Below are 18511 nucleotides of genomic sequence, written 5' to 3' on the forward strand. Positions count from 1 at the left end.
TCGCCTCCCCACCCCCGTGGGAAAGCCGCTTTCGCGTTCAGTCGAAGGTCTTCCTGGTCCTCGCCACTCAGGCGCGCCTAAGCGTCCTAAGGGTCCTAAGGGTCCTAAGGGTCCTAAGGGTCCTAAGGGTTGGCCGGCGCCCAGCGCTCATAGACGTCCAGAGCCTTTTGAGGGCCAGCCGAGTACCAGGAATAGCCATTACGACGCCCCTTCGAGATCTCGTTGACGTCGTCGTGGATGGTCTTGCCCCAGTCGCCGAAAATCGGCTGGCCGGTGCGGATATCGTAGTTGCGCGACCAGATCGGACCCGCACCGGGTTGATCGATCAGCTTGCGCCCCTCCTCGTCGCTCACCTTGGTGAAGGCCTTGTCGCGGACGGCATGAGCCTTGAGCCAGGCCACACCGGCATGGACCGCGCCCTTGATTTCCGGCGTGGGCTTGGACTGACGCATCAGGAACAGCAGGATGTCGGTGCTTTCGCCGCTGGCCAGCGAGCGCATCTCGTAGTCGCGCGCCGAGCTGGGCTTCAGCGTCAGCGGGTCCACCTGCTGCGGCCACAGGGTTTTCTTGCCGTCGACCACGACCTGGGCGTCCAGGATGGGTCGGATCGCCCGCGCCGATGCGGCGCCGGCGACCTCGCGCAGGGCCGGCGGGGCGAAATCGAAGCCTTCCTTGGCCTCGGCGACGTCTTCCAGGATCATCGCGGCCTCGGCCACGGCGTTATCGTTGAACGTCACCGCGTCGTGGAACCCTCCTTCGATCGGATAGTTCTGCGGCCATCCGCCGTTGGGATACTGCGCCGCCAGCAGGTAGTTCACGCCCTTGATGATACTGGCGCGGTAGACGTCGCCCTCCTTGCCGGGAGCCTGTTGCTGCACCTTGGCCAGGAACCGCATCTCGGTCGTGGTCGCCCCATTGTCGAGCGTGCCGACAAAGGTCCAGAAGCGGTCCGTTGGGGTATCGAAACTGTCGTCCAACGCCATGTGCTCGGCGTTGTTGGCGTAGCGCTGGCCCTTCAGGCGCGGGGGCTTGGTGCGATCCTGGTTCTTGCTCCAGCCGCCGGCGGGCGTCTGGAAGCTGACGATGGTGTCGGCGATCGCCCTGGCTTCGGGACCAGCGTACCAGGCCGGGTCCTTGTCGAGCGGCATGTGGCCGCTGCCGGCCTCCGGCGGAGGCGGCGGCGTCTGGCCCGGCGTTAGCTCCTCGGCCAAGGTCGCCTTGTCCTTCTGCATCTGAGCTTGCGAGCGCTTGATATAGGCGGCCCAGGACGCGCGCTGGGAGGCCGGCAATTCCGACAGGCGCTCAACGGTCAGCGACTGCGCGGGCTGGTTCTTACCGATCACGGATGCGTGGACAAGCGTTGGCTGGGCGAAAGCCAGGAGCGCCGCCAGGCAAACGCCGCCAGCGAGCCCTGAACGACCAACGATGACAGTGACGGCCGCGCTGGCCAGTCCGTTTTTCTGCGTCACTTCCTCACCCGACTGTTCTTATTGCCAACAACGCTGATGCCCGGTCTCGACTCACGCCGACCGGCGCGCTGCGAGGCCTACCATGCCGCACACCATTATCCCAGATGTTGGCCTTACCAATCACATGATGGAACGCGTTAGTCGGGCGCAAGTCAATCACTAATGAATGGAATTTCATCCATGCGGGCAGACCAATCCGCTGGAACGACCGCCGCCTACAGGGACGCCACGTCTCTCGAGGACGCCGAGAAAGGCGTCGCGGAGGCGATAGTTATTTTGTTTATCAATGCGTTATGAACTGCAGTCTGGAAACGAAACGCCGTATGGCGACGTCAAGCCCACGTCAGCCAAGGACCCGGAATTGGATTATCCAATTTCCGCCGGTCGATGAGGATGCTGGGATTTCAGTCTGAAGACGTGTCCACGAAGACCATGACTCGGCCCGCGTCGCCGGCGTTGAAGTTGTCGTCGGCGAACAGCACCAGCGTTCTTCGGCCTTCGATCCGAGGCCCCCAGGCCATCGCCTCGAAATTGGCGGCGCCGCTGGCGATGCGATCGAAATTGACCAGCAGGCGCTTGGCCAGAACCCTGCCCGGCTTGGCGTCGCGCATGTCCACCAGGTAGAGCCGGCAGTGATAGGCAAAGCGCCCTTGGGCGTCCTCGACGCCTGACCGCTCCAGCACCAGCAGGCGGTGATCGTCCAGCGCCAGGATCTCGCTGACGCCGTTGTCGCCGCGACGGGCGGGCGCGGCCTGGATGGGGTCCAGGCGATAAACGTATCGCGCGGCGACGTTGCCCTGGCGATCCAGCTTGGTGATCCGCGTGACGCCCCCGGCCGCGACGGTGCTGACCGGCCCGTCCTGGACCCGCGGCGCCTCCATCGAGACCCACAGCCAGCGGCCATCCGGCGAGAAACTCAGCCCCTCCAGGGTCAGGTTCGGCCGCGCGCCATCCTTGAAGCTGAACGGCGTCGGGATCGTCCCCTTCGCCGTCGCCTCGCGGTCCATCCTACGGACGGCCGGGTCGAAACCACGCGAGGCGTCGCCCTCGGTCGACCAGACGAGATCGCCGTTCCGCGGATCGATCCGCAACGCCTCGGCGTCGGCGCGTTCGCCATTTCCGGTATTCGGGAACGTCGAGCCATCCTCGCGGCGCAATGGGACCTGGCGCGTGACGGCCAGACCCTTGGCGTCCAGCCGCCCGACGAAGAACCGGGCCGGCGCCTTGTCCGACCGATCGTCGGAGATCATCAGCCACTCGTCGCTGCGCCGGTCGTAGTCGAGGCCGGAGATCCCGCCGAACGGCGCGCCGTCGACGGCCAGGGCCTTCGGAACCTCGAAGCTCGCCAGCAGCTTCAGAGCCAGGGCGAGGCCGAGCAGCGCGCTCACCTCAGGACGCGCACGCTGTCGCGTTCGATCAGCTCGACATTGAACACCACCCGGCGGCGAGGCTCGCCCCGGGCGGCCATGCGGCGGATCAGGGTCTCGACGGCGGCGGCGGCCATGTCCTCGACCGGCATGTCGATGGTGGTCAGGGCTGGCGTGTGCAGCTGGGCCCACGGGATGTCGTCGAAGCCGATGACCGACACGTCGTCCGGCACGACCTGCCCCATGCCCCGAATGTGGCGCATGGCCCCGATGGCGATCAAGTCGGCGCCGGCGATCACCGCGGTGGCGGCGCGGCTCTCCAGCGCCTCCGTCACGGCCGGCTCCAGGTCCAGCGAGAAGGCGTTGTGAACGTGCCAGACCAGGTTGCCCCGCTCGCGAACCGTGGCGATGGCCGCCTCGGCGCGCTGGCGGGCGCTGGACGCCGCGTGCGGGCCGGAGATCACCCCGATGTTCACATGCCCCGCCGCGATCAGGTGCTCGGCCGCCAGACGTCCGCCCTCGGCATAGTCGGCCTGGATCACGTCATAACCCGACAGGTTGCGGTCCAGCACCACGGTCGGCACGCCCTCGATCAGGCGCCCGACCGGACCGTCGTCGGCGATCGGAAACCAGATCACCCCGTCGACGCCGTGATCGACCAGCAAGCTGACCGCGCGTTGTTCGGCTTCGGCGGAACCCTCGGTGTCGGTCAGGAAGACGCTATAGCCGTGGGCCCGCGCGGCCTGGATCACGACTTGGGCCAGGCTGGGGAAGAACGGGTTGGTCAGGTCCGGCAGGATCAGGCCGATCGCCCCGGTCTTGCCGGTCTTCATGGCCTTGGCGCTCTGGTTGGGCCGATAGCCCAGCTCGGCGGCGACCTTGAGGATATGCTCCCGCGTCGCCTCGCCCACCGAGCCCGCGCCGTTGATCGCGTAGGAGGCGCTGGCCAGCGACACGCCTGCGGCCTTGGCGACCTCCTTCAAGGTCGCCCTGCGCGGCGGATCAATAGGCGGCGGGTCGGACTTGGCCATACTCGGTTTCCGTTGCTCGGCCACGAGGTGAAAGCTTTCAGGGCCAGCGTCAAGAAAGGGATCGGGGCGGAGTCGCGATCCGCCCCGCAAGAGCGCTCAACAAGGGGAGAGAGCGCCCCTGGTCCTAGCCCCCCCCTAGAACCGCGCCTTCACCGAGACGGTATAGGTGCGCGGCGCGCCGACGAAGTAGCGGTCCAGGGTGCGGGCGTTGGGTGAGGCGGCGGTGTAGCCGAACTCCGGCTGGGTGGCCGTCGAGCCGCTGACCGCGCCGATATATTCCTCGTCGAACAGGTTATCGACGTTGAACTGGAGCCGCAGGTCCGGAACGCCCCAACCCTTTGAATTAACGGCGCGCTTGAGGTCGTATGTGGCCGACAGTCCGATCAGGGTGTAGGCGTCGATCATCTCGACGCCCAGTTCCTGGAAGGTGGTCGGCGCCACGATGTGGCCGCCCACCCGCTCGCCGACATAACGGACATTGGCGTCGATCTTCAGACCACTGAAGGGCTTCCAGCCGACCTGACCAAAGACGCTGTTCTTGGGGATGTCGCGCACCCCTGCCCCACCGATCACGGCGACGGCGGCCAGGGCTTTGCGCGCGGCGCCGCCGACGGCCGGATTGTCGTGCTTGGCGTCCTGGCGCGAATAGGAGCCATAGAGATCGAAGGCCCCGAAGTCGTAGTAGGCGGTCAGCTCGACGCCCTTGGTCTTGATCCCCGCGATGTTGACCGCCTTGGTCGCGACGTTGCCCCGTACGACTTCGTCGGGGTCGAGGGTCGCGGTCGGGTCGCGCGGCACGATGCCGACATTGTTCTTCAGCTCGACGTCATAGGCCTGGATCGAGAAAGCCATGTTCGCCTTCACGTAACGCAGGCCCAGGTCCAGGTTCTCGGTCGCGACCGGATCCAGGTCCTTGGGGCTGATCACCGCCGTCGAACCCAGGAAGGCGTCCTCCGGGATGCCGGCGAAATTCTTGGCGTAGCCGCCGAACAGCTCCCAGGCGTCGGCGAGCTGATAGGTCGCGCCGAGCTTCGGATTGAGGTCCGAGTGCTGCGAGAACTTGACGTTGGCCTTGTATTCCAGCGGCGACTTGGCGTCGTATTTCACGTCGTACCAGGTGACACCCAGGTCGACCTTTAGCTTGTCGTCCAGCAGCCGGAACTCGTCCTGGGCGTACAGCATGGTGGTCTCGACCGACGCCGTGCGTTCGTACTCTACATAGTTCAGCTTCGAGCGGTCATAGGCGGTGCTCTGGGCCGAATTGATGATCGGATAGAAGTTGCGCTTCTCCGTGGAATCGCCGCCTTCCCACCAGCCGCCGAAGCGCAGGCTGTGGCCGCCGAACCTGGCCTTCAGCTCACCAGTCACGCCGTAACGATCGCGGTCGCGGGGCGTCACCCGCATGTCGGCCGGACCGCCGACGACATTGCTGTTGCGGATCGTGGTCAGGGTCGGCCGCACCGCCCCGCCATTGGCGTTGTAGCCGGTCACCGCGCGCGGATCGCCGCCGGTCAGCACGCGCTGGCGGTCCTGGTAGCGGAACGACTCGCCTTTCAGCGTCTGGTAGTACGGATTGACGTCGATGCTCACCGCGTCGCTGAGCATGACGTGACTGTTGGCATAGCCCAACCAGTCCTTGCGCCAACCGCCCAGGGCTCCGCCGAAATCGATGTCCTTGGCCGGGACGCCAGTGATAGCGTCCAGGGCGCGGTCGCTGCGCGGCGCGGCCTCGAACTCGCCCTTGGTGACGATGTTGAAGTCGTTGTCTTTCTGATCGTTGTACGAGACGCGAGCCTTGACGAACGAGCCGTTGTCGAAGTCCTTCACGACCTTCAACTCGTAATGATCGCGCTCGCTGCCCCGGCTGGCGCGGCCGGCCCAGACATCGTTCTCCTGGTGCGAATAGGTCAGGTAGCCTGACAGGCCCGGCGCGATCTCGCCGCTGTCGACGCGGCCATAGATCCGACGGAAGTCGAACGAGCCCAGGCCCGCCTCGATCGTGCCGCCGAAGTCCTTGCGCGGCGCGTCGGTGACGAAGTCGATGAAGCCGCCCAGGGCGAAGCGCGACGGCGCGCCGATGTCGCCCGCGCTCTGCGAGACGGTGATCTTGCCGACGTTGCTGCTCTCGATGAAGCGCTGCGGCGGCGAGCCGCCGTTGAAGCGGCTGTCGCCCGTGGGGATGCCGTCCAGCGTCAGGCCGACCTGCTCGTCGGACAGGCCACGCATGTAGATCTCGAACGAGAAGCTGCCCCCGCGGCTGTCGCCGGTCGAGACCTGCACGCCCGGCACCTTGACCAGGGCCTGGGCGATCTCGGCGCCCAGCGGACGCTCCTGGATGTCCTCGGCGCCGATCGTGAACGTGGCGCGGGCTAGGCCCGAACCGAAGCGCTCGGCGGTGACCACCACCTCGTCAACGGTTTCGGTAGCCGGCGCGGCTTGCTGAGCCATGGCGGGCGCGGCCATGACCAGGCACAGCGCGCTCGAAGCCAGCCAGATGGACGTCTTCATGTTCAAGCCCCCTTCAGGCGACCCGCCTCGGCGGGCGTCGGTACAATTTAGTGAAACGTTTCATATTCGAGTTCAATGACAATTTCATCACAGGCGAGCGGAGATCGCTCCGTGCTCAATTCGGCCGCGCACATTGCTATCTATGAGATTTTTCGGGCAGGCCTACAAAGTCAGGACGATCCGACAGCGAAACGGTTGCACCCATAATCCACGCGCTCAGATGCTATTTCCTTGAAACGTTTCACTCTATAGATTCGACCGGACCGTCGTCGGAGGGGACATGCCGGACAACGAAACCGCGCGGGCGCTGCTGGGCGTCGTGGTGTTCCTGGGGATCGGCTGGCTGCTGTCGGAGAACCGCCGCGCCCTGCCCTGGCGCCCCGTGCTGGTCGGTCTGGCGTGCCAGGTCACCCTGGCCCTGCTGCTGACCAAGGTCCCCGCCATCACCGCCGGCTTCGCCGCCGCCACCCATGCGGTGGACGCGTTGCAGGCCGCATCACGCGCGGGGTCCAGCTTCATGTTCGGCTATCTGGGCGGCGGCCGCGCGCCGTTCAGTATGGAAGACCCCGGCGCCGCCTTCATCTTCGCCTTCCAGGCCCTGCCGGCCATCCTATTGGTCGGGGCGCTGTCGGCACTGCTGTGGCACTGGAAGGTGCTGATCGTCATCGTCCGCGCGGCCGCCTGGGCGTTCGGCAAGCTGTTCGGCGTCAGCGGCCCGGTCGGGGTCTCGACCTCGGCCTGTGTATTCCTCGGCATGGTCGAGGCGCCGCTGCTGATCAAGCCGTTCCTGCCGCGCCTGACCCGCGCCGAGATCTTCATCATCATGGTCGATGGCCTGTCGGTGATCGGCGGCTCGATGATGATCGTGCTGGGCTCGCTGATCGCGATCAAGGTGCCCAACGCCTTCAGCCACCTCTTGATCGCCTCGCTGATCAGCACGCCGATGGCGATCGGCATGGCGCGCTTGATCATTCCCGGTGATGCGCCCTCCCCAGGCAAGATTGGCGAGGCGCATGAGCCGATCGTCCTGGCCAGCCCCTATCGCGGCAGCCTGGAAGCCCTGACCTTCGGCACGCTGGACGCGGTGAAGATGGTGCTGAACATCGCCGGCCTGCTGATCGTCTTCGTCGGCCTGATCGCCCTGATCAACATGGGCCTGAGCGCTATTCCTCATGCGGGCGCGCCGCTGACGCTCGGCGCGATCCTGGGCTGGCTGCTGACGCCGATCGTCTGGCTGACCGGCGCGCCGCTGCCCGACCTGCAAACCGTCGGGTCGATCCTGGGAACCAAGGTCGCCGCCAACGAGGTCGTGGCCTACAGCGACATGATGGCCCTGCCGCCCGGCGCGCTCAGCGACAAGAGCCTGCTGATCCTGACCTACGCCCTGGGCAGTTTCGGCAATGTCGGCAGCGTCGCGATCCTGATCGGCAGCCTGTCGTCCATGGCCCCGGAAAAGGTCGGCGAGGTCGTCGAGCTGGGCTTCAGGGCGCTGGCGGCGGCGTTCCTGACCACCTGTCTGACGGCGACGATCATGGGCGTGATCGCGGGCTAGGGACCCTCACTCCTGCCAGCAGGCTGTCAGGAGCGGTGTGGAAGGAATGGCGTGTTCAACCTGGAGGGAACAAGCCGATGAGCGCGCAAATCGTATTCACCGAAATCCCCGCCTCGGACCCCGAGCGGGCGCGCAGGTTCTATGAAATCCTGCTGCAGGGTGAAGTGACCCTGGAGGACGGCGGCCCCAATCCGATCTGGTTGCTTCCGCACGCCAAGGACGGGCACGCGACGGGCCATATCTATCCCGGACAGCCGGCGACGAACGGCGCCGGCGCGACAACCCACTTCGCCGTGAACGACGCCTTGAGCGACGCCATGGAGCGCGTCCGCGAAGGCGGCGGCGAGGTCGTGTCGGACGTCATCGACATCCCGGTGGGGTCGTTCTTCTACGCCAAGGACACCGAGGGCAACAGCCTGGGCCTCTTCAAGTACAGAAGCTGACCTATCGTCTGGTCGCCAGCAGAGCGCCCGCCGCCGCGATCCCAGCCTCGGCCGCCGCGCGCGGCGAGTCGCCGGTGATCAACGCCGCCAAGGCCGCGCCGGCGAAGGTGTCGCCCGCGCCGGTGGCGTCGTCGACGATCAGGAGCGGGACCGGCAGGTGGAAGGCCTCTCCGGCCTCGACCCGCACACCGTCCGCACCGCGCGTCTCGAACAGGATCTGGCCTGCGGGGACGGCATCGGTACGACCGCGCTCCAGCCAGGCGCGCTCACCGGCGTTGCAGAATATGACCTCCGCCCGCGCCGTCAGCCGCGCCACGAGGTCGGGCGGGAAGCAGGCCGGATCGTCCTTGGCGATCCAGGCCAGGCGGCCGCCTTCGACCTCGAGCAGCCGCGCAGTGATTTCCGGCGGGCCGGCCGCGATGACTAGCCATTCGGCCTGAGCGACAAGGCGCAGCTGAGTCTCGGTCAGTTCGGCGAGCCCCGGCCGCAGCAGGCAACCATAGGTTCCGTCGGCGTTGTAGATCAGCAGGCACCGCGTGGACGGCGCGCCCGGCGTGACCGCGACGCCGTCCAGCGCCACGCAGGCCGCCAGATAGGCCTCGCCATCGGCGTCGTCGCCGATCCAGGTCAGGGGCGCGGCGTTCAAGCCCGCCTTGGCGAGCGCCGCGCTGGCGTACAGCGCTGCTCCGCCCGCGCGCGGCCAGGCGGCCTCGCGCATCAGCCGCGTGCCGCGTCCGGTGAAGTCGCCCTCGACCCTGACCACATAGTCGATCGTCGCGAACCCCGCGACCGCCACCCGCACCATCCGCCACCTCTCGTTTCAGCGACTTGACTGAAACGTTTCACTAGCTAGTTTGCAAGGACATTCTGACCTTCGGACACCGTCATGCATCCGCCCAGTTTCATCGCTTTCACCGGCGTCGACCGCCTCGAGCTGCTGCCAGGCCTCAAGGCGCTGTCGTCACGGTATCCGATCGAATGGGGCGTCTTGGTCGACCCGGCCCAGGAGGACAACGCCCTCTTCCCTCGCGCCGAGATCCGGGACGCCTTGCTGGCCGCGCGCGACCTGCGCTGGGCGGCCCATGTCTGCGGCGAGGCGGCGCGAACGATCGCGACGGCCCCTCTGACCGCGCCCCTGCCCCCGGCCGGCGTCCAGCGGGTTCAGGTCAATCACAGCTTCAAGGGCAGCACGCCGGCCCAGATCGCCGCCGCGCGCGACTATGGCCGTCGCCTGGGCGTGCGGACGGTGCTGCAGTGCTCGGCCGCCTTCCCGCTAAACCAGACCGGCGTCGACTGGCTGTATGACGTCTCGTTCGGCACGGGCGCGCGGCCCGATCGCTGGCCCGCGCCGCCGCCGGCCGAGGGACCGTTCTGTGGCTTTTCGGGCGGTATCGGGCCCGACACCGTGACCGAGATCCTGGCCCGTATCGCCGCCGCCGAGGGCGCGCTCTACTGGATCGACATGGAGTCTGGCGTGCGCACCGACGGCGCCTTCGACCTGGCCAAGTGCGAGGCCGTCTGCCGCGCGGTCTACGGATGAGCGCTTCGCCGCGGCTGGTGATCCTGGACACCGATCCTGGCGTCGACGACGCCCTGGCGCTGCTCTACCTGCGCGCCAGAAGCCAGGGAGCGAGGAGCGACCTGCGCCTGCTGGCCATCACCACGGTGTTTGGGAATGCCGATGTCGAGACCACGACCCGCAACGCCCTGTGGCTGCGCGCCCGCCTGGGCCTCTCAGCGCCCGTCCATCGCGGCGCCGGCTCGCCGCTGAGCCGGCCACGCGGCCCCTCGCCCGTGCATGTGCACGGCCAGAACGGACTGGGCGACATCGCGCTCGGCGGCGCCCCGCCCCACCCCGCCGATCCCGGCGCCGCCCACGAGCGCATCATCGACCTGATCCGCGCGCATCCTGGGGCGGTGACGCTGGTCGCCATTGGTCCGCTGACCAACCTGGCCCTGGCCCTGCGCGCGGCCCCCGACATCGCTGGACTGGTCCATGGGGTGACGATCATGGGCGGGGCTTTCGGCGGCGACGGCCGGACCGGCAATGTCACGCCCTTCGCCGAAGCCAATATCCACAACGACCCCGAAGCGGCGGCCGAGGTGCTGGCGGCGCCGTGGCCCATCACCTTGATCCCGCTGGACGCCACCATGTCTTGCGTGTGGCCCGACGCCGCCGCGCGAGATCTCGCCCAGCGCGGTGATGCGGGCCGCTTCGCCTACGAGGTCACCCGGACCTACGCCCAGGCCTACGCCCGGCACGACGGCCAGCCCCAGTGCGTGTTGCATGACGTCGCCGCGCTTATCAGCCTGACCCGGCCCGATCTGTTCTCGACGCGCTCGGGGGTCCTCTCGGTCACCATCTCCGGCGAGCGCACTGGACAGACAACCTGGGCCACCAGCGGCCCCTCGACCACGGTGTGCGTTCGAGCGGATGGCGCTGATCTCGTCACCCACTTCGAACAGACGCTGAGGTCGGGCGGTTAGCCGGGCTAGACGCGGCGCAACATCGTCGCTGCCGCCCGCGCCTCGTGCCTAGAACGGGATCGCGATCTTCAGCGACAGCGTCTGGTTCCGGGTCCGGTCGCCGAACTGGCCGGTCCAGGCCAGGCGGCCGCTGGCCTTGGAGCCGATGACCGACACGCCCAGCTCGGTGTCGAAGGTCGTCTTGTCCAGGCCCGGATTGACCGTGAAGCCACTCGCCGCCGCGGCCGGAGCGCCCTGGAAGGCCGCCTCGAACAGCGCCTTCTCGGCATCCGACGAATAGGTCGCGCCCACCCGGCCATAGGGCCGGTAGACGGCGCCGCGGCCCTGGAACTCGGCGCCCGCCTCGACCTTGAAGCTGGCGCGGCCGTAGGTGTCCTTCTGATCGGGCACGACCAGATTGACCGCCCCGGCGCCGGTTTCGGTGAAGCCCTTGGTCTCGACCTTCACCGCGCTGGCCTCGACCATCGGCTTCACATAGGCCCGGTCCGAGCCCCAACGATACGAGGCGCGACCGCTGGCGGCGAGGAAACTCATGTCCTGCTTGCCTCGGGCCAAGCGCGCGGGGGAAGCCGGGAGCGGAACCAGGCGGCGCGTCTTCATATCCGACTGGCCGCCGTGGACCGCCAGCCCGACGCCGAAGCCTTGGCCCGGGTCGCGCTTGACGACAAGGCCGCCCTGGTAGCGTTGACCATCGGCGTTGACGCGGCCCTTCACGCCGCCGCCGACATCCTCGGCCGAGAGGGCGCCGCCGACGCGCCAGGCGCCGTCGCCGCTGACCGCCGCCTCGAAGCCGCCAGCCAGGCCGGTCGAGTTCTCGTCATAGGCCATGGCCGCCGAGCTGCCCTTGAGTTCCAGCCAACGCGCCGAGGGCTTCACCCAGATACACCCCCGTTCGGAGAAGGCGACGCCCTCGCTGGCCCGCGGGCAGCTGAACATCGAGTCCGCGAACTGCTGGCTGGCGAAGATCTGCGCCGTCTGCTGGGCGGCGTAGGTCTCCGGCGAGAAGCCGTCATAGACCTTCGCCAAATCGCTGACGGTCGGCACGTAGAACAGCTCTGCCGTGATCGGCGCGAAGGTCGGCGAGCTGCCGGCCGTCTGGATGGCGTTGACGTGGTCGCCCAGCGCCGTCTGGTTGCGGTTCAGGCCGTTCGGCGAGAAGTCGATGTCGTATTTGAGGGTCAGGTCCTGGCTAGTCGCGGCCAGGGCGAAGCCAGCCACGGCCGAGATCGGCTTGTTCAGCGTCACGCCCGACTGGGTCAGCGTGCCCGAGCCATCCAGCAGGGTCACCGTGTGGCTGCCCGGCAGCGCGTAGCCCGGGTTCAGGATGTTGAGCGTGAACGCGCCCTTGATATCGATCGAGCCGGTCAGCTTCAGTTGGTCGATCTCGCCCGACTTGCCGGTGCGCAACAAGTCCAGATCGGTCAGCATGTTGCCGGTGGCCGACTGGATGAAGCCGCCCTGAACGTTCGTCGTCTGCACCACGCCGGCGTCGCCGGGGCTGAGCAGGCCGTGGTTGACCAGGTTGCCGCCGTTCAGCTTCACATAGTCCAGCGAGACGAAGAACGACTTGCTGTTGTTGGTGACGCTGTTGACGCCCAAGCCCAGGTCGACATTGCCGACCAGACCCTTGTTGGAGATGACCGCGTCGTTGCCGCCCGTGCCCGTGATGGCCAGCTTGGAGTCCGACCAGGTCACGCCGTTCAGGGTCAGGGTGTTATTCTTGCCCCCGTCCATCAGGACGCCCATGCCGTAGACCGAGCCGCCCTTCACGTCGCCGTTCAGGGTGACGGTGATGTCGTCGTTGCCGTCCTTGGAGGCGCTCTGGAAGACCGCGCCTATGCCGTTCTTGCCACCGACGATGACGTTGCCGTTCTGGACGACGGTCACCTTGCCGCCCTCGCCGACGCCTTCCATCGAACCGATGAAGCCCAGCAGCATCTTGCCGCCGAACAGGCCGCCGCCGCCGCCCACCGACTGGGCGAAGATGCCCACCGCGCCCGTGCCGGTGACGGTGATGTTGCCCGTGTTGGTCACCGTCACGTCGCCGCCGTTCCCGCCGTTGGCGTGGATCGGGTTCAGCTGCAGGTCCAGGATGTCGCTGTAGTTCTGGCCGCCGAAGGCCGTGGTGTTGCCCCACGAGGCCAGGCCAAGCGAATAGTCGCCAGCCAGGCCGCCGCCGCCGCCGACGCTCTGGGCGAAGATGCCCGTGGCGCCCGCGCCGGAGGTCGTGATGTCGCCCTTATTGGTGACGATCACCTCGCCGCCGTCGCCGGCCGAGCCGCCGAGGCCAGAGAACACCACCTGGCCGACGGCGGACATGATGCCCTCGCCGCCCTGACCGCCGCCGCCGCCCACCGACTGGGCGAAGATGCCGTTGGCGTTGACGCCGGAGGTGGTGATCTTGCCTTCGTTGATCACCGTGACCTTGCCGCCGTCGCCGGCCGCGCCGCCCATGCCGCCGATGCCGATGCCGAAAGCCGGCTCCTGCAGGGACTTCACGAACTCGGCCGTGGCCGTCAGGTTGCCGACCGTGGACATGGTCGCCGCATAGGCGCCGCGTTCCTCGTCGTAGCTTTCCGCGTCGGTCGCGCCGCCGACACCGCCACCGCCGCCGATCGACTGGGCGTAGATGCCGCGCGCCATACTGCCTTCGGTGACGATCGAGCCCTTGTTTTGGACATAGACCTCGCCGCCGTCGCCGGCCGCCGCGCCTTGACCGCCGACGCTGACCTCGCCTGCCAGGCCAGAGCCGCCCAGGCCGCCGCCGCCGCCCACCGACTGGGCGAAGACGGCATGGCTGCCTTGGCCAACCGTGTGAATGACGCCATCGTTCAGTACACGGACAAATCCGCCATCACCGGCCGCCGCGCCGCTGCCGCCGATGGCGATCTGCGCGCCCTTGCCCTCGCCCTTGTTGATCAGGTCGAGGATGTTGGGGATCTCTTCGCCTTCGGTGGACACGACGCCGCCGGCCCCGCCACCGCCGCCGACCGACTGGGCCAGGATGCCGAAGGACTGGGCGCCGTCGGTATAGATCCCGCCCTTGTTGTCGACCGTGACCTCGTCGCCGTCACCCGCCGCGCCGCCGTAGCCGCCCAACGAGACGGACACCGACGTCGCGCCTTTCGACTTCGAGGACGAGAAGGCCAAGGCGAAGCCCCGAGCGTCGCCGCCCGCGCCGCCGCCGCCGCCCACGCTCTGGGCGAAGACCCCATGGCTGCCGTCGGCGTTCGAGGCCAGCGTGCCGGTGTTCTGGACCGTCACCTTGCCGCCGTCGCCCGCCGTGCCGCCGAAGCCGCCCATGGCGATAGAATAGACGCCGTTCTTGCCCGCGCCCATCGCGCCGGACACCGAGGTGGCGACGCCGCCATCACCGCCGCCGCCGCCCACGCTCTGGGCATAGATCACGTGGCTGAGCGAACCATCGGTGCGCATGGCGCCCGAGTTGACGACCTTGACGTCGCCGCCGTCGTTGCCCTTGCCGCCCGAGCCGCCCATGGCGATCGAGATGTTCTGGCTGCGGTCGCCGAACGAGACAGAACCGCTGCCGCCGGCGAGGTATTGGCCCCAGTCGTCCGAGTCGAGCCCGGTCATGCCGCCGTGGCCGCCGCCGCCCCCCACCGACTGGGCCAGGATGCCGTGCGACAGCTCGCCGACGGTCCAGATGGCGCCGCTGTTCTTCACCTCGACATCGCCGCCGGTCGTGCCGTTGCCGCCGAAGCCGCCCATATTGGCGGTGACATTGACGGACTGGCTGCCCGACATGGCGATGTTGCCGGCCGAGCCGCCCGCCCCGCCGCCGCCGCCCACGCTCTGGGCGAAGACGCCGATGGAGCCATCGCCCTTGGTGTTGATGGTCTTGGTGGTGGTGACGTGGACGTCGCCGGCCTCGCCCGCGCCGCCGCCGCCGCCGCCCATCGTCAGGCCGACATTGATCGCCTTGGTCGCGCCGAGATTGGCCGCGACGGTGAAGCCGCCCGTGCCGCCGCCGCCGCCGACTGACTGGGCAAGCACGCCGTGCGAGGCCTCGCCGGTGGTCAGGATCTCGTTGATGATGTCGACCTCGACATCGCCGCTGGCGCCGCCGGAACCGCCCTTCCCGCCCAGGCTGACGCCCAGGGTAATGCTCTTATTGGCGCCGACCGCGCCGGTCAGCCGTCCGGCCCAGCCGCCATCGCCGCCACCGCCGCCCACGCTCTGAGCGAAGACGCCGTGCGAGCCGTCGCCCGTGGTGTGGGTCAGGCCCGCGACCTCGACCTTGACGTCATTGCCCGTGCCGCCCACGCCGCCCGCGCCGCCGACGCTGGCGTTCAGGGCCAGGCTATTTTGGCTGCCTCCCGACAATGCGCCCGAGAGGCTGAAGCCGCCCGCGCCGCCGCCGCCGCCCACCGACTGGGCGAAGATGCCGTGGGCGCCGTCGCCCCCAGTGCCGATATCGCTCGCGCTGTCGACGCCGACCACGAAGCCGTCGCCGCCCTTGCCGCCCGTGCCGCCGACCGTGACCGAGGCCGAGCCGGCCGTTTGGCCCACGCCGACCGAGAGGCCGCCGCTCCAGCCGCCCGCGCCGCCGCCACCGCCCAGGCTCTGGGCCAGGATGCCGACCCCGCGGTCGCCGCCGGTCAGGATCGTCCCTTTACTGTCGACCGTGACGGTCTTGGCGTCGCCACCGTCGCCGCCGGAACCGCCCAGGGCCAGGCTGGCGCCGCCCGCCGTCTTGCCGCCGGCGATCGCCGCGCTGACCGAGAAGCCGCCCGTGCCGCCACCACCGCCCACCGACTGAGCGAGAATGCCGTAGGAGTCCGCGCCCTTGGCGCCAATATCGCCGGTGTTGGTCAGGTCGACCACGCCGCCGTCGCCGCCGCCGCCGGCCGCGCCGCCGACCGAGACCGAGATCGCGCCGGCCACGATGCCGCCCGCGCCCGCGATCGCGCCGCTCCAGCCACCATGGCCACCGCCGCCGCCCACGCTCTGGGCGTGCAAGCCGCTGGAACGATCGCCGGTCGTGCTGATGTTGGCGCTGTTGTTCGCCTTGACCAGGTCACCGTCACCGGCTCCGGCCCCTGCGCCGCCCACGGCCACCGCGCCGGACACGGCGACCTTGCCGCCCGCCAGCGCCGCCGCGACCGCGAAGCCGCCATTGCCGCCGCTGCCGCCCACGCTCTGCGCGAAGACGCCTTGCGAGTCCGCGCCGATCGTTTCCAGGTAGCCGCTCGTGTTGACGGTGACGGTCTTGCCGTCGCCGCCGTCGCCGCCCGTGCCGCCGACGGCGATGCTGAGCGCGCCGAAGGCCCCGACCGCCGCGCCCGCGCCGTAGCCGCCATTGCCGCCGCCGCCGCCCACGCTCTGCGCGAAGATCGCGGCCGCGCGCTCGCCCGCCGTGCGGATGTCGCTGCCCGCGCCGGCATTGACCGTGACGATGTCGCCGTCACCGCCCTTGCCGCCGGTGCCGCCGACCGAAATGTTCAGGAAGGCCCCGAAGCTGGCCGCGCCGCCGCCGTTACCGCCGCCGCCGCCCACGCTCTGGGCGAAGACGCCGATCGAGCGGTCGCCGCCCGTCCGGATCGCGCCGCTGTTGCTGATGTCGACCACGCCGCCCTTGCCGCCGTCGCCGCCCGAGCCGCCGATCGAGATCATGCCGCCCGTACCGCCGCCGTCGCCGCCGCCGCCGCCCACGCTCTGAGCGTAGATGGCCGAGGCGTCCGCGCCGCTGGTCTTCAGGGAACCGGTGTTGCCGACGGTGACCTTCTTGGAATCGCCGCCGCCGCCGCCGATGCCGCCGACCGCCGCCAGGCCGGCCGCGCCGCCCCCGTCACCGCCGCCGCCACCGATGCTTTCGGCGAAGATCGCCTGCGAGCCTTCGCCATGGGTGGTGATCGCGCCGGCGTTGTCCACCGTGACCACGCCGCCGTTGGATGTGCCACTGCCATTGCCGCCGATCGAGACCAGGCTGGAGGCCGAGCCGCCCGAGCCGCCGCTGCCGCCGATCGACTGAGCCAGGATCCCGCGCGAATAGGCGTTCCAGGTCTCGATGACGCCCGTGGCGCCATTGGTGACCTGCACCGAGCCGCCGGCGCCGCCGTGCGAACCGCCGCCGCCCAGCGAGAACAGGCTGATGCCGGTGTCGCCGCCATCGCCCCCGCCGCCGCCGACGCTCTGGGCGAAGATCGCGTCGCCATTGATCCCTTTGGTGGTGATGGCGCCGTTGTTGGTCACCGACACCTGGCCGCCGTCGCCGGCGCTGCCGCCGTTCGAGGCGTAGCCGGCCGAAAAATAGGAGTCTCCGCCATTGCCGCCGAAGCCGCCCAGGCTCGCCGCGCGAATGCCCTTGGAGAACTTGCCGTTGACGGTGATCGACGCGCCGGCCTCGGTATAGACCGACACCGCGCCGCCAATGGCGCTGTTGCCGCCGCCGCTGCCGCCGCAGATCGCGACATCGCAGCTGCCCGCGTTGCCGCCCGGACCGCCGACGCTGGATGCGAAGACGCCGTCCGCGTTGCTTCCGTTCGTCTCGATGCCGTTGGCGCCTAGGGTGACGCTGACCGCTCCGCCCGCGCCTCCCTGTCCGCCATCGCCGGCCGAGCCGACCCCCACGGCGAAGTCGCCACCGCCGCCACCGCCGCCGCCGGCGCTGATCGCCACGATGCCGTGCGCGTCGTCGCCGCTGGTCGAGATGTCGATCGCGGCCTTCAAGGTCACGCTGCCGCCGGTCCCGCCCCAACCGCCGTCGCCGCCACTACCGCCGAGGCCCGCATCGCCGCCGCCGCCGCCATAGCCGGCGCGCGAGCTGATCAGAATGCCGGGCTCGCTGGTGGCGATGATGGTATGGTCGGGATCGATGATGTCGCGGGATAGGTTGGCGGAGTCGCCCCCCCGCTTGCCATCCGACCAGGCGCCGCCGCCACCGCCATTACCGGCTTGGTCCTTCACGGACACGACCGGCGCGGCGGGCTTCAGCGCCAGGGCGGCCGCCATGTTCTGGACCGAGAAATTGGTGTTCGCCGGATTGGTCGACATACTGGCGGCGACAGGCGTGGCGAACAGGGCCGCCGCGCCGGTGCTGGCGGCGAGGGCCTTGCTGATGGAGCCCAGCATCTTGCGGGCGCTAGCGTCCAGCTGCTCGGCGCGCTGCCGCGCGCGACGATCGGCCTGACGCGATAACGGGACTACCGTCTGTTCCGGCAGGGGCGAGGTCAAGGCGCGCGACAGCTCGCCCAGGGCGCCGTACAGCATCAGCAGCGTATCGGACGAGACCCGGCCCGAACCACGGCCAATCTGCGACAGGATGATTTCCCGCGTTGCGTCGATCGAAGGCAGGGAAGGTAGGAACCGCTCCCGCAGCGCCATCGCGGTGGCGACATCGACGCTTTCGGCGCGGATGCGCGCGTTCAGCTGCGCAAGCGCCGACGTCAGGCTGGCCAGGCGGTCGGCGCCCGCCTTGGTTTGACTCGTTGAATTTTGCAAAGCCCCCCTCCCCCGAGAAGCTCACCCCTAAGGGCCGTCGCCGAAATTCGACGAACGTCGTAATATAATAAAGCGCTAACAACCGTGACGGGAGAATTAACGCCGTCACAAGTCCGCGCGAACGATCGGTCGGCCAGATCGCCAGGGCCACCTCCGGCGCGCCAACGACAGGCGGCCGTATATCATTGATTCG

The 18511-nt window shown here is 68.8% G+C and carries 10 protein-coding genes; 4 read left to right on the forward strand and 6 right to left on the reverse strand.

Annotated features, from left to right (window positions below; genetic code table 11):
* Nucleotides 1-122: 122 nt before the first annotated feature.
* From pelA to ACW173_RS20930, 4 genes are all read right to left on the reverse strand, one after another.
* Nucleotides 123-1469 carry a pectate lyase gene (gene pelA, locus ACW173_RS20915; protein ID WP_492081987.1) on the reverse strand — a complete coding sequence of 449 codons (1347 nt, stop codon included), beginning with the start codon at nucleotides 1467-1469 and terminating at the stop codon, nucleotides 123-125.
* 404 nt (nucleotides 1470-1873) lie between these two features.
* On the reverse strand, nucleotides 1874-2857 hold the full coding sequence (locus ACW173_RS20920) for an esterase-like activity of phytase family protein (RefSeq protein ID WP_492081988.1): 984 nt from the start codon (nucleotides 2855-2857) through the stop codon (nucleotides 1874-1876).
* Nucleotides 2854-3867, reverse strand: coding sequence for a LacI family DNA-binding transcriptional regulator (locus ACW173_RS20925; protein ID WP_492081989.1), 1014 nt, complete (start codon nucleotides 3865-3867; stop codon nucleotides 2854-2856). The genes ACW173_RS20920 and ACW173_RS20925 overlap by 4 nt, the downstream gene beginning before the upstream one ends.
* A gap of 135 nt (nucleotides 3868-4002) precedes the next feature.
* Nucleotides 4003-6375 carry a TonB-dependent receptor gene (locus tag ACW173_RS20930; RefSeq protein WP_492081990.1) on the reverse strand — a complete coding sequence of 791 codons (2373 nt, stop codon included), beginning with the start codon at nucleotides 6373-6375 and terminating at the stop codon, nucleotides 4003-4005.
* A gap of 280 nt (nucleotides 6376-6655) precedes the next feature.
* On the opposite strand from ACW173_RS20930, the gene ACW173_RS20935 reads away from it, so the two are divergent.
* Complete coding sequence (locus ACW173_RS20935; RefSeq protein ID WP_492081991.1) at nucleotides 6656-7927, forward strand: NupC/NupG family nucleoside CNT transporter; 1272 nt, start codon at nucleotides 6656-6658, stop codon at nucleotides 7925-7927.
* 77 nt (nucleotides 7928-8004) lie between these two features.
* Complete coding sequence (locus ACW173_RS20940; RefSeq protein ID WP_492081992.1) at nucleotides 8005-8370, forward strand: VOC family protein; 366 nt, start codon at nucleotides 8005-8007, stop codon at nucleotides 8368-8370.
* 1 nt (nucleotide 8371) lies between these two features.
* On the opposite strand, the gene ACW173_RS20945 is transcribed toward ACW173_RS20940, so the two are convergent.
* Nucleotides 8372-9175 (reverse strand): carbohydrate kinase family protein, encoded by an 804-nt coding sequence (locus tag ACW173_RS20945; RefSeq protein ID WP_492081993.1) that lies wholly within the window; start codon nucleotides 9173-9175, stop codon nucleotides 8372-8374.
* Nucleotides 9176-9256: 81 nt separating this feature from the next.
* On the opposite strand from ACW173_RS20945, the gene ACW173_RS20950 reads away from it, so the two are divergent.
* Together ACW173_RS20950 and ACW173_RS20955 are read left to right on the forward strand one after the other, a co-directional pair.
* Nucleotides 9257-9910: a phosphoribosylanthranilate isomerase gene (locus ACW173_RS20950; protein ID WP_492081994.1), complete on the forward strand. Its 654-nt coding sequence runs from the start codon at nucleotides 9257-9259 to the stop codon at nucleotides 9908-9910.
* Nucleotides 9907-10857: a nucleoside hydrolase gene (locus ACW173_RS20955; protein ID WP_492081995.1), complete on the forward strand. Its 951-nt coding sequence runs from the start codon at nucleotides 9907-9909 to the stop codon at nucleotides 10855-10857. Before ACW173_RS20950 ends, ACW173_RS20955 begins: the two co-directional genes overlap by 4 nt.
* A 48-nt stretch (nucleotides 10858-10905) precedes the next feature.
* Here the strand turns inward: ACW173_RS20955 and ACW173_RS20960 are convergent, their stop codons facing one another.
* Nucleotides 10906-18318 carry a hypothetical protein gene (locus tag ACW173_RS20960; RefSeq protein ID WP_492081996.1) on the reverse strand — a complete coding sequence of 2471 codons (7413 nt, stop codon included), beginning with the start codon at nucleotides 18316-18318 and terminating at the stop codon, nucleotides 10906-10908.
* Nucleotides 18319-18511 lie beyond the last annotated feature (193 nt).

The organism is Caulobacter sp. ALps2 (genome assembly GCF_058681635.1).